General features: G+C 35.4%; 15 protein-coding genes and 1 pseudogene. 11 read left to right on the top strand and 5 right to left on the bottom strand.

Annotation, left to right across the window (positions count from 1 at the left end):
• Window positions 1-229: 229 nt before the first annotated feature.
• Genes SB773_RS28290 through SB773_RS28275 form a run of 4 tightly spaced genes read right to left on the bottom strand, consistent with a single transcriptional unit; the run spans window position 230 to window position 3,100 of the window.
• The gene (locus tag SB773_RS28290; protein WP_199662467.1) at window positions 230-709 is read right to left on the bottom strand and encodes a DUF2247 family protein; all 480 of its coding nucleotides are present in this window, start codon (window positions 707-709) and stop codon (window positions 230-232) included.
• A gap of 12 nt (window positions 710-721) precedes the next feature.
• Window positions 722-2,425 (bottom strand): T7SS effector LXG polymorphic toxin, encoded by a 1,704-nt coding sequence (locus SB773_RS28285; protein ID WP_410593513.1) that lies wholly within the window; start codon window positions 2,423-2,425, stop codon window positions 722-724.
• Window positions 2,422-2,784, bottom strand: a complete 363-nt coding sequence (locus SB773_RS28280) for a DUF3958 family protein (RefSeq protein ID WP_289403788.1) — start codon at window positions 2,782-2,784, stop codon at window positions 2,422-2,424. The genes SB773_RS28285 and SB773_RS28280 overlap by 4 nt, the downstream gene beginning before the upstream one ends.
• A gap of 40 nt (window positions 2,785-2,824) precedes the next feature.
• Entirely contained in the window at window positions 2,825-3,100 is a 276-nt protein-coding gene (locus tag SB773_RS28275) for a TIGR04197 family type VII secretion effector (protein ID WP_289403789.1), read from the bottom strand.
• Between the two features lie 374 nt (window positions 3,101-3,474).
• On the opposite strand from SB773_RS28275, the pseudogene SB773_RS28270 reads away from it, so the two are divergent.
• A pseudogene (locus SB773_RS28270) lies at window positions 3,475-4,253 on the top strand (tetratricopeptide repeat protein); the annotation flags it as partial.
• Window positions 4,250-4,375, top strand: coding sequence for an aspartate phosphatase (locus tag SB773_RS28265; RefSeq protein WP_410593510.1), 126 nt, complete (start codon window positions 4,250-4,252; stop codon window positions 4,373-4,375). The pseudogene SB773_RS28270 and the gene SB773_RS28265, both read left to right, overlap by 4 nt.
• A 319-nt stretch (window positions 4,376-4,694) precedes the next feature.
• On the opposite strand, the gene SB773_RS28260 is transcribed toward SB773_RS28265, so the two are convergent.
• Entirely contained in the window at window positions 4,695-5,372 is a 678-nt protein-coding gene (locus SB773_RS28260; RefSeq protein ID WP_410593508.1) for a hypothetical protein, read from the bottom strand.
• A gap of 109 nt (window positions 5,373-5,481) precedes the next feature.
• Between SB773_RS28260 and SB773_RS28255 the strand changes: the two genes are divergently transcribed.
• From SB773_RS28255 to SB773_RS28215, 9 genes are all read left to right on the top strand, one after another.
• A complete protein-coding gene (locus SB773_RS28255; protein ID WP_002065130.1) occupies window positions 5,482-6,129 on the top strand; it encodes an HD domain-containing protein in 648 nt (215 codons plus the stop codon).
• Window positions 6,126-8,021, top strand: a complete 1,896-nt coding sequence (locus SB773_RS28250; protein ID WP_002127139.1) for an ABC-F family ATP-binding cassette domain-containing protein — start codon at window positions 6,126-6,128, stop codon at window positions 8,019-8,021. Before SB773_RS28255 ends, SB773_RS28250 begins: the two co-directional genes overlap by 4 nt.
• Window positions 8,022-8,096: 75 nt before the next feature.
• Entirely contained in the window at window positions 8,097-8,828 is a 732-nt protein-coding gene (locus tag SB773_RS28245) for a Bax inhibitor-1/YccA family protein (RefSeq protein WP_002127140.1), read from the top strand.
• A 94-nt stretch (window positions 8,829-8,922) separates the two neighbouring features.
• Window positions 8,923-9,177: a DUF4318 domain-containing protein gene (locus SB773_RS28240; protein ID WP_002012563.1), complete on the top strand. Its 255-nt coding sequence runs from the start codon at window positions 8,923-8,925 to the stop codon at window positions 9,175-9,177.
• A gap of 161 nt (window positions 9,178-9,338) precedes the next feature.
• Window positions 9,339-9,677, top strand: a complete 339-nt coding sequence (locus tag SB773_RS28235; RefSeq protein ID WP_002012564.1) for a single-stranded DNA-binding protein — start codon at window positions 9,339-9,341, stop codon at window positions 9,675-9,677.
• Between the two features lie 155 nt (window positions 9,678-9,832).
• Window positions 9,833-10,960, top strand: coding sequence for a conserved virulence factor C family protein (locus SB773_RS28230; RefSeq protein WP_016094150.1), 1,128 nt, complete (start codon window positions 9,833-9,835; stop codon window positions 10,958-10,960).
• A gap of 3 nt (window positions 10,961-10,963) precedes the next feature.
• Window positions 10,964-11,347: a thiol-disulfide oxidoreductase DCC family protein gene (locus tag SB773_RS28225; protein ID WP_044441980.1), complete on the top strand. Its 384-nt coding sequence runs from the start codon at window positions 10,964-10,966 to the stop codon at window positions 11,345-11,347.
• Window positions 11,348-11,429: 82 nt separating this feature from the next.
• Window positions 11,430-11,864, top strand: a complete 435-nt coding sequence (locus SB773_RS28220; RefSeq protein WP_002012568.1) for a BrxA/BrxB family bacilliredoxin — start codon at window positions 11,430-11,432, stop codon at window positions 11,862-11,864.
• Window positions 11,865-11,913: 49 nt separating this feature from the next.
• Entirely contained in the window at window positions 11,914-12,690 is a 777-nt protein-coding gene (locus SB773_RS28215) for a class I SAM-dependent methyltransferase (RefSeq protein ID WP_410593503.1), read from the top strand.
• Window positions 12,691-12,698 lie beyond the last annotated feature (8 nt).

Raw genomic sequence — 12,698 nt, 5'->3', positions numbered from 1 at the left:
CCCTCCAAGTAATAGTGTAACATCCATGTGTGTATATGGTCTTTTTTACACTGTCTACCTAAAGGGGATAATATCAAAATGTGAGGTCTCTTTTGTTGATTATTCTCCATATGTAACTTTCTCTTCACTTACTCCAAGCTAGATAACATGGTTCATTGAAATATCCAATCCTAAAGAAAAATTTTTCTTCAAAAAGTTCTTTTCATGCCCTCAGAATCTAGCAAAGTAGCTATTCAATAAATTTTTTCTCTGAATCCAAAAATTTATAAAACCTATTTAATAAATCTTCCTTCGTAGTTGGGGTGTCTTGGGGCATATAAGTAATAAAACTTGTCATATCTTCAGGATAATCATGTCTATCATAAAACTCTGCAATTCTATTTAATAGTTCATCCTCATCAGTAATCTTTTCTTTTAACTTAGATAAGTAAACGAATCTGAGTTTACTATTCTCATTCTGTAATTCTTCACTATTTTCTTCTAAATTAGGAAAATGGAAATCTTTAATTTCAAACAAAATTTTATCTAAATCACTAGAATCTATTCCCCAAGCTAGTTCATTAACAAAAGCTTCATCATCACCAGCTTCCATAAGTTCCACCGCATAATCAGAAATGACATTCGGTTCAAAATATTTTTTATTTACGCCAGTATAAATAGTTTTCCAATCATACTTAAGACCTTTGTTCTTAAAATCTATTAAATCCATATAATTCTCCTTTTACTTTTTTGGAACTTGATTTGGTTTCCCTGTAACAATACCATTTTCAATAAATCTTCTATGACTTACATTTCCATTTGGTTCAACAATCCACTCAAAGACACCTTTTTTCCCACCGTTGCTTCCTTCTATTTGGAAGAATCTTCTACTAATGCGATCTCCTCCTACTAATGGAAATTCATCAGCAAATCTTGAGTAATTATCAACAATATCAGAAAAGCCATGTTCCTTAGGGACATGAGGAAACTCTTTTACTATGATGGGCTTTCCTTTTTCATCTCTTCCCCAAATAGGTTTTACTTTATCAATCTTTTCTCCACTTCCAACTCGCTTTCCATCAATAACAGGTCCCTCTAATTCCTTAATTACTTTTGGATTATCTCCGCTGGTTTTATTACTAGTATTATCCATCCCCTTAGTAGCATTTTCCTCTTTATCAAGTTTACCATTCTCTTTAACTTTATTAACATGCCCACCAGAAGATGGAGAAGACTCGAATTTTTGAAGAGTATCCTGAGCAATATCAGATCCAGATCGTATACCATTTCCACCAGAGAAAGCATAAGAAACATCTTTTTTAAAAGATTGTAAAATATCGGATGCTTGCTTCAATTCCTTTACTAGCGTTACGCCTTTAGCTAATGTACTTGCTCCACCCGCTCCTTTTGTGACGAGGCCTGCTTTACCTAGTCCCTTATCGAGAATTAGACCGATACCTATTTGTGTTAATCCATAAGTAGTCCATTGTGTACGGCTCTCTGCATCTCCATCTATTATATCTCGTTTCATAGTACTTGAAAATGCATGCCACATATTTTTTGTCGTCTCATCCAAATGTAAAATCGCATATGTAACATTAATAAAAGTTCCTATATCCATATTACTTAAAGTTTCCATGGACTTGATTTCATCTTCAACAGCTTTCCCTGTTCCGATTACAGTACCATTCCACATCTTTTTTACTGTTTCGAACATTGTAACTACATCGTCTACCTTATCGTCCCAAGCCTTTCTAATCGGAGATTGCTCTTCTATCCTACCGCACATTTCTCCATCTTTAATTGAATGGTCAGCTTTTCGGGATATCTCTTCTGTAATCGCTTGGATAGAAGTTGTCCATTCCATATTCAACCCTTGTGTACTAAACGTGCCACTTGCAGGACTAAAACCTTTCCCACTTTGGACTTCAGCAAGACCCGTCGCAATGCTAGCGGCTAATTGAATTGCTGTATTATAGTTATTACTAGATGTTTGGTTGAACTGATACAAATGATCTAATTTTTCTTGAAGCTTGCGCCTCATGGCAATAAAAAGATTCGTCATAGCGTCCATACCCGGGATTGGCATAGCTTGACTGATGGCTTCCATACTTGCCTTCATTCGGTCAATTCCTCGAATTTGTTCTAGTATTTCTTGTTCGATGACATCTGTTGAAGCTACTTGTGATTGAAATTGACTTGGAAAGGCGTCATTCTGACGGATTAATTCTTCACACAAGTAAATGATTCCTTGTGCTAATGGACGAAAGGTTTGTGCAAAGAATGCTTTTGCACTGCTATATGTTTGTCCTTGTAGAACAGTATCAATTGCAAAAGCATCAATCGACTGAATAGCTTGTTCCATACCTTGAATGGTAGCGGTACATACAGCGTTCATGCTTTGTGTTTGCGTATGTACTTCCCCTAGATACATATTCAAACTCATGAATTGACCTCCTTTGCTAGATTCTGTTTTTGATAGTAAAGGTCATTTTCTAAGTCAGTAAGATTTCGTTTTTCCTTAAGCAATGTTTCTTTTTGATTTTCCAATTCGAAAGTAAGCTTTCGCTCAATATATTGTGCATCTTGACTCATATTCATAAAAAACAATGACATTTCTCTATCTCTATGCCAAGTTCCTAAAATACGGTCAAACAAACGATGGTTTTGATTTTTCCATACATGAAAATCTTCTTCTACTTGTTCCCGTGTTTGAATCGCAGATTGATTCCGATTCTGTTCTTCAAATACACTTCGTAATTTTTGATTTAATTGATTCATTTGTTTTTCAATATCTTGACTCATCTTTTTCCTCCTACCGTTTTACTTTACGTAGGTTATTACATTAGCGAAAAGTATTTTGAAGTTCGTTATCCATTCTCTCAAACTCGTTAGCTACCGAATGAATATTATCAACCGCTTGTTGAAAAGCAGCAGAAAATTGTTTCGTTAAATCTAAAACTTGTTGATTCGCTTCTTGTGCTTTCGAGTTAACAGATAGCGTTGTACGCGTCGCCTTTGTTATAGAACGACTTGTTGCACTTTGAATCCTGTCAGAAGCTGATCCCATTTTCGTAGCAATTTGTGTTGCTGTTTGTAAATTACTTTGGAATTGTCCCATCGTATAAACCCTTTCTATATTTCTATGAACGTATTAAAGAAGGGGAGTGCCTAGTATGTATGTCCATTATCCTATTGTTCTTTATAGGAACCCTCCTGGGAAAATATTGCAGATATAATTATAACAATAAATGGTTAAAGTTTCCTCAAAAAAATGTATTTTACAACATATGTGTTTGTTATAGTTCTTAATAGGTAATGTAGTATAACGTAGAGGTAAAACACTAATGGGAAAGTAATAAAATGATGCTACTGATTTATATGTACAATTTAGGGAATTAAACAAATCTAATTTCTCATGTTGTTTACATATATAATAGAGGGTAATGAAAAAACTACACATTTTCATTGTTGCTACCATGTTGGCGTCAACCTATTTACGTCATTAATACAGCAAACCACAGCGAAGCAAAGATTCAATTTAAAAAAGCTGAAAATCTTATCAGTTACATGCATGATGAAATTGAAAAAGCTGAATTCAATTATATGATTGCTATTTTCTACTATCATACTTTGAAACCTATTTTAGCAATCCGATACGCTATGAAGGCAAAAGAAGTATTTGCAATTTGCGAAGGATATGAACTAAAAACTGCTGCATGTCTAAATACTTTAGGAATGGCAAGCATACGACTAAATGAATTCGAAAACGCAGAAGAATATCTCATTTCAGCATTAGATACTTTCAGAAAATGTGATGATGAAATTCTGACTAAACGAGTTAAACATAATTTAGGGCTTTTATATGCAAGTCAAAACATGTCAGAGTTAGCAATTAAGCATTTAGAGGATTCATTAGAAAATAACGCTAAAACTATGTTTCTTTTAGCGAGAGAGCATTTCAAGTTAGGTAACCATGATATTGCTAATGAATATATTGTAAAGGCTATAAGATTAGTGACGTATGTTATCGCCACCATTTTGAAATTACTAGGGCATTACATAATAATGCACCACAAGCAGAATTAGAAAAATTAGTTATAGAAGGTATTTCGTATTTTGAAAAAGAAGAATTATATGATTGGGTAAAAGAATATGCATCTCTTTTAGGTGAGAAATTCTATGATTCAAAAGACCATGAAAAAGCGAGTAAGTATTTGCACGTTGCTTTGGATGCAGACAAAAAGAGCATAGAAAGAAGGGCGCTAAAATGAAAAAAGCAATCCTATTAATGATGATGTTATCCGCTGTTTTTACTTTTGGGATTACTAATGTAAAAGACGCACCACAAAACGAACCAATTCAAGTATTTATGGATCATGGAGAACATATTTAAAACCTAAGGAAGAGGGCGCTTATAGTGTCCTCTTTTTAATATCTATTATTTATATGATGAGGTTGCAGGTACGTTTTTCGGTTATTGTTTGATAAACGTAAGATGTTTCTAAAAATGTGTATACAAAGGTGTGATTTTGTAATGTATATGTTCACATATTTGCTCACATTTTGTTCACGTACCATATAAAAAAGTATGAAAATCTATAAAAATAATTATTTAAATAAAATTTGTTCTAGATACTAAAAAGCGCCAAACCCCTTGTGGTATAAGGGATTTGGCACTTTTATATTTTTTATGTTTTATCAAATGAACACCCCTAAAACTGCTCATTCTTCTCCCAAGATTCTACAATATAATGAGCAATCGTTGGGTTGAATCCTTTACCAACTAAGAACATAATCGCAGCAACTTCTGTTAAAGCATGTTTGTGTGATGTATGTTTCGCTTCATTCAAACCGTAATCTACCCAAGGTTTTACGAAATCAAGTACAGGTTTCTTTAAAGGTAAAAACTGTGTACCGACAACTTGTTGGATTTGTTGTTGCGTTGGTTCTGTAATAGGTCCAGGTGGTAAAATTTGTGGTTGTGTAATATCTAAAATCGGCCCAGGTGGTAAAATTTGTTGTTGCGTCGGATCAATTGTTGGTGGTTTAGGTGGTGAGACACGTGCGTCATAGTTTGGTTGATACATTTGTTGTTGGTATGGATTTTGTTGATATTGTGGTTGCGTCTCGTATGGATTACCTTGAAATTGAGGTTCTTGGCTAGGTTGTGCTACGTATGGATTTTGAGGATATTCATAATTTGGACGTGTGTCATAAGGGTTTTGAGGATATTCAGTTTCTTGATTTTGCGGTGTTGCGTATGGATTTTGTTCGTATTGTGGCTCTTGATGTTGTGTCTCTTGCTCCTCATATTGTTCAGCATATCTTTGTTCCTGATGTTGAGGATAAAGAGGTTGTTGTGGGTAAGGCGGTTGGTTATTATAGAACATTTTTATTCCTCCTTCATAATGATGCCTACCACCTAGTATATGGGCGGACAAGAAAATATGTGATGAAAAAATGCGGGCGTGTTACAATAAGTAACTGGGTGAAGATAAAATGATAAAACAAGAAAAAATACAAAAAACAATAACTTTCGTAAAGCATATTTTAGAAAAAGATGCGAGTGGGCATGATTGGTATCATATTGAACGCGTACATAAATTGGCGATTTCTTTATCCGAGCAAGAAGGGGGAAATCGTTTTATAATTGAAATGGCAGCATTACTTCACGATGTAGCAGATGAGAAGTTAAATGAGAGTGAAGAAGCAGGAATGAAAAAAGTTTCTGATTGGTTAGAAGAGTTACGTGTTGAAGAAGAGGAAAGTAAGCATGTTCTTCATATCATCGCCAATATGTCTTATAAGGGCGGTCATGGTGGCACAGTTGAGTCACTTGAAGGGAGAATTGTTCAAGATGCGGATCGTTTAGATGCTCTTGGTGCAATTGGAATAGCTCGAACGTTTGCATACGGAGGAGCGAAAGGGAGATTAATGTATGATCCAACTATCCCTCCTCGAGAAGTGATGACGAAAGATGAATATAGAAAAAATAATGATCCATCTTTAAATCATTTTTATGAAAAGCTTTTAAAACTAAAAGATTTAATGAACACGAACGCAGCAAAACAAGAGGCTGAAGTTCGTCATCGTTATATGGAACAGTTTATTGAACAATTTATGAAAGAGTGGAATGCACAAATATGAAAATGTTAACTGTGGAGAACTTATCGAAATCATACGGAGAAAAACCGTTATTTGATGGATTATCATGTAGTATTACAGAAGGACAACGTGTCGGAATTATCGGTGTAAACGGTACTGGTAAATCAACGTTATTAAAAATTATTGCAGGATTAGAAACTCCTGATACAGGTGATATGACGCATTCACGCGGATATACAATTAGTTATTTATCACAGCAACCAGAGTTTGATGAAAAACTAACAGTATTAGAGCAAGTGTTCCATGGTGATACACCTTTAATTCGTCTTCTTCGTGATTATGAACAATCGTTATTAAATATCGAAAAAGATCCAAGTAATGAAAAAGTACAGGAACAATTATTTGCAGTGCAGCAACGTATGGATGCGATGAGTGCATGGGAAGCAAATGCGAATGCAAAATCGTTATTAACGAAATTAGGAATTACTGATTTTACAGCAACTGTTGGAAACCTATCTGGTGGACAAAAAAAGCGTATTGCAATGGCGCAATGTTTTATTGAAACACCTGATTTATTAATTTTGGATGAGCCTACGAACCACCTTGACCATGAGACAGTTGAATGGTTAGAAGAATATTTAGCAAGATATACAGGTGCGGTATTACTTGTAACCCATGATCGTTATTTCTTAGATCGTGTGACAAACCGTATTTTTGAATTAGATAACGGTAAACTGTATAGCTACGAAGGAAACTACAGTACATTTTTAGAAGCGAAAGCACTTCGTGAAGAGCAAGAATCGGCACAAGAATCAAAACGCCAAAATTTATATCGTCGTGAACTTGCTTGGATTCGCCGTGGTGCAAAAGCCCGTTCTACGAAACAAAAGGCGCGTATTCAGCGTTTTGATGAGCTAAAGGGACAAGAAGGACCAGCAGCGAAGCAATCAGTTGATATTGCACTAAGTGGAAGTCGTTTAGGAAAGAAAGTACTCGAATTAAAAGATGTAACGAAAAAATTTGGTGATAAAACAGTATTACATAACTTTAATCATATTGTGAAGCCTGGTGATCGTATCGGAATCATCGGAGCAAATGGAAGCGGAAAATCATCACTATTAAATATGCTTGCAGGAAAATTCTCTCCTGATAGTGGTGAAATTGAAGTAGGACAAACTGTAAAAGTTGCCTATTATACGCAAGAAAATGAAGAGATGAATTTAAACCAGCGTATGATTGAATACATTAAAGAAATTGCGGAAGTTATTCATACGACAGACGGAAAAGTAATTGGCGCATCTCAAATGTTAGAACGTTTCTTATTCCTACCGCATTCACATGGAACAACGCTTGGTAAACTATCTGGTGGCGAAAGAAGACGGTTATATTTATTGCGTATTTTAATGGGAGAACCAAACGTACTATTACTTGATGAGCCTACGAATGATTTAGACACACAAACATTAACAGTGCTAGAAGATTATTTAGAAGATTTCCCAGGTGTCGTTTTAACTGTATCGCATGACCGTTACTTCTTAGATAAAGTAGTAGATGAATTGTTCATCTTTACTGGCGAAGGCGAAGTGCGTGAATTCCTAGGTAGTTATACAGAGTATTTAGAAATGGAAAAAACGAGAGAACTCATTGAGAAAGCAGAAGTTCAAAAGGAGAAAAAAGTAGTAGAAGAGGCTCCGAAACAACAACGTAAACGTAAACTTTCTTACAATGAGCAGCGTGAATGGGAAACAATTGAAGATACAATTGCACAACTAGAAGAGAAACTTGAATCAATTGGAGAAGAACTTACGAATGTTGGATCTGACTTCACAAAGGCCCAAGAATTATCTGAAGCAGGGCAGAAGATAGAAGAAGAGCTAGAAAAAACGATGGAACGATGGAGTGAACTATCCGACATCGTTGAAGGATTAAAATAAAAACAAGCTGCATATATTGAAAAGTAAAGAGAAAAACTTTACACTATTGGTAGAACCTATTTTAGGAGGGAAAAAATGAGAACATCTAATCCAATGTTGAAAAAAGAGGCATTCCGTAAAGAGGGAGCAAATACTTCCGCGATGACTATTGGCGGAACAGTAGGCAAAACGTTTATCATGCTTATATTGCTGCTTGCAACGTCTGTCTATTCATACATACAGATGACGCAAGGTACGATGAAAATGCCAGTATTAATTGGTGCTTTAGTTATTGCGGCAATCGTTGCATTTGCATCTATCTTCTTCCCGCGCATATCACCAATTGGTGCACCGATTTATGCGGCAGTAGAAGGGGTAGTGTTAGGAAGTATTTCAGCAGTTTATGCAATGAAATTTCAGGATTCTATCGTTTTAAACGCTGTATTACTAACAATCTCAATTCTATTTGCGATGTTAGTTTTATATGCAACACGCGTAGTGAAGGTAACTGATAAATTCCGCACAGGTGTTATGGCAGCAACAATGGGAATTATGGTTATGTATTTAATCGTATTCTTATTAAACATGTTCGGTGTTTCTGTTCCATATATTCACCAAGGTGGAACAATTGGTATGATCATTAGTGCAGTTATTATTGTAGTTGCTGCATTAAATTTATTACTAGATTTCGATTTAATCGAAAATGGTGCACGTAGCCAAGCTCCAAAATATATGGAGTGGTACAGTGCAATGGGTCTAATGATGACTCTAGTATGGTTATACTTAGAAATTCTTCGTTTCGTTTCTTACTTTACGAAAAATGACTAATAAAAAATCCTGCATGAAATGTGCAGGTTTTTTTATTTTTAAAGATAAATTGAAAATATGGATGTTGGCGACTTAAATTGAAGGGGGATGGAATATGATGAAAGAGAAAAAAGGGATTATGAAAAAACTATTTTCTAAAAGTTTTTTCATAGAACTAGATGACGCTTTAACATATCCATCAGCAGAAGTTATTCGTTCAGCTATTGAAAGCTATGCGGCTAAATGTAATGAACAATTAAAAATTGAGAGTAAAGTTAAACCGATTACTTTCTACTTAGAAAATGTAATGTACCGCGCTGAAATAAAGATGGCCCGCGGAGGATATTACATATCTTGCAGTGAAGTATAATATTTTTGGAAACCTTACATGTTTATACTATGTAGGGTTTCTTTTTTTGATTTGTAAGATATAAAGTAATAATTTTTGCTTACAAACATATCATTTTGCGCTTTTTACCCTTCCAACATTTTTCTTTACAATGAAGAAAAATATGTGAGGTGGTATAACTTATGATGAATCGAGTTGTATTAATAGGTAGATTGACAAAGGAGCCAGAATTATACTACACAAAACAAGGTGTCGCTTATGCACGAATATGTGTTGCGGTGAATAGAGGTTTTCGAAATAGTTTAGGTGAGCAACAAGTAGATTTTATTAATTGTGTTGTATGGAGAAGGTCGGCTGAAAATGTAACAGAATATTGTACGAAAGGCTCACTTGTTGGGATTACAGGGCGTATTCATACGAGTAATTACGATGATGAACAAGGAAAGAGAGTATATAGAACTGAAGTTCTGATTGAGAATATTACATTTTTAGAGAGAAGGCGGGAGAGTGCATCGCAATAATATTAGAATTTTAATGATAGTTTCGGATTAATTAGGTGGAAAGAGAAAGTATGATGATGGGAAGAAATCAATAAAATTAAGCATCCGAGTAGGAGTATAAAGGGGTAACATGTTACAATACAGCTAAGAACACGCAATAAAGGAGAGTTTTTTACGTGAAGATTAAAGCAATTGAACCGACGCCAAGTCCAAATACAATGAAAGTTATTTTGAATGAAGTATTACCATCAGGAGCGCGTAATAATTATACAAATGAAAATAAAGAACAAGCACCAGTGCAAGTGCAAGAAATTTTGAAGATTGAAGGCATTAAAGGTGTGTATCATGTTGCAGACTTTTTAGCAGTGGAGCGAAATGCGAAGTATGACTGGAAAGTTTTATTACAACAAGTTCGTGCTGTTTTCGGTGAAGAAATAGTGGAAGAAAGCGAAGAACAACAACTTTCTCATTTTGGAGAAGTAAAAGTGTTTGTTCAAATGTTCTTTACAATTCCGATGCAAGTGAAGTTAACAGATGGGACCTCAGAAGAGCGTGTTGGTTTACCTGATCGTTTTAAAGAATCAATTATGAAAGTGCAAATGTCTGCACCTAACGTTGTGAAAGAGCGTAAGTGGGTAGAGCAAAGTACACGTTACGGTAATTTTGAAGAAATCGGGAAAGAAGTAGTAGAAGAAATTATTGCTGCTTATTCAGAAGAACGTGTAAATGAAACGGTTAAAGAATTATTAGATCAAGCAGGTGCTGTTGAAGTAACGATTCAAAAGCGTGAGCCATATAAAGTAACAGAAGAGATGATGAAAGATTCTGACTGGAAAAACCGTTTTGCAGCTTTAGAACAAATGGATCCAACGGAAGAAGATATGATGGTATTGAAAATGGCATTAGATGATGAGAAAGTATCTATCCGCCGTTTAGCAACAGCTTATTTAGGTATGGTAAAAGGTGATGGAGTATTGCCGTTATTATATAAAGCGTTATTAGATCGTTCAGTAAGTGTTCGTCGTACAGCAGGAGATTGCTTATCGGACGTAGGTGATCCAGCAGCGATGTTCGTTATGATTAAATCTCTGAAAGATTCAAGTAAATTAGTACGCTGGCGTGCAGCAATGTTCTTATTTGAACTTGGTGATGAAAGTGCAATTCCGGCACTAAAAGCAGCAGAAGATGATCCGGAGTTTGAAGTGGCGATGCAAGCACGTTTAGCTTTAGAACGTATTGAAGGCGGCGAAGAAGCAAAAGGATCAGTATGGAAGCAAATGACGGAGTCTCGTAAAGGGGAATAGTTTATGATTGTTTTCTATGATAGTTGGTGCCCGATGTGTACGGCGGTTGCAGAACGTACGAAAAGATTAGATAAAAAGGGTAAGATGAAATTTGTTTCATTTCGAGATGAAGATGTAGTTGAGAAGTATGAACTTTCTCAAGAATTACAAAGTAAGATGGAACAAAGATTGTATATTTTAAAAAATAATAAGTGGTATGACGGAATTCATAGCATCAACGTATTAGCAAAGGCCGTTCCATCTTATTGGTTTGCAGTACCTTTTATAAAACTATCTATCGTCCTTGGATTTGGAAATAAAGTATACGATTATATTGCCAACAATAGAAAACTTGTCCCAGTTGGACACTGTCGTGAAGGGGTTTGTGAAATCCCTTCAAAAAAATGAAATCATCGTTATCTTTCTTTTGCACCTATTAATAGAGCGTGATATGATGAATTTGGAATGAAAGTTGAAGGAGAGATACAAGATGTCAAATGCATATGAAGAATACATGCGTCAAATGGTAATTCCAATGCGCCAAGAGTTAGTGCGTTCTGGATTTGAAGAGTTAACTACAGAAGAAGCTGTAACAGAATTTATGGAGAATGCATCAGGTACAACTTTAGTAGTTGTAAACTCTGTTTGTGGTTGTGCAGCTGGTTTAGCACGCCCATCAGCAGGTCAAGCGGTTGTACGTGCTGAAAAACAACCTGATCATCTTGTAACTGTATTTGCAGGTCAAGATAAAGATGCTACTGTAAAAATGCGTGAATACTTCGGAGAAATTCCTCCATCTTCACCATCTATGGCATTACTAAAAGGAAAAGAAGTTGTGCACTTCATTCACCGTCATGAAATTGAAGGCGCAACAATGGACGAAATTATTACAAACTTAGAACAAGCTTTCGAAAAGAATTGCTAAAGTAGGGGGAGAGTGAATCTCCCTCTTTTCTTTATATAGAGGTGAAAAAATGATAGTAACAACAGCAGGAAGAACAAATAAAGAATTGACAGCTTATGCAAATAAGGTAGCAGCAGAATTAAATAGTTCTTTCGTTATACGTAATGATATACCTGTACATAAATTGCATGAGCAGTATGAACAAGATGTACTTGTCGTAGGGAAAAATCGATTAGCCATTTATCCAAAAGGTACGGAAGAGTCGTTTTTCTTTCATCCAAACTCAGCGATGTTTCGTGTGAAAAGGTTAATGCGCGGAGAGCACGATCCGTTTGTACAAGCTGCTAAATTAGAGAGCGGAATGACAGTATTAGATTGTACGCTCGGTATGGCATCAGATAGTATTGTAGCTAGTTATATCGTTGGCGAAAGTGGAAAAGTAACAGGGCTTGAAGGAAATGAATATATGGCTTATATCATGAAAAAAGGCTTGCAAACATGGTCTTCATTCGTTTCTGAAATTGATGAAGCAATGCAACAAATCGATGTGAAGCAAACGGAGCATTACGCATTTTTAACACAATGTGAAGATAATAGTTATGACGTCGTATACCTAGATCCGATGTTCGAAGAAACTGTCATAGAATCAGATGGAATTAAAGGGTTAAAACACTTCGCTTTGTATCATGATATTACTGACGAAACAATTGCGGAAGCGAAGCGTGTGGCGAGAAAGCGTGTCGTTCTGAAAGATCATTTCCGTAGTTCTAGATTTGAAAAACACAATTTTTACGTATATAAAAGAAAAAGTGCTAAGTTTCATTTTGGTGTAATTGACCCTTGCTAATTGTTTGA

The organism is Bacillus sp. SIMBA_074 (assembly GCF_046534555.1).
In the GTDB taxonomy this organism is placed as follows: Bacteria; Bacillota; Bacilli; order Bacillales; family Bacillaceae_G; genus Bacillus_A; species Bacillus_A mycoides.
Note: the sequence above shows the minus strand (reverse complement) of the source record. Positions and strands in the feature narration are given on the sequence as shown.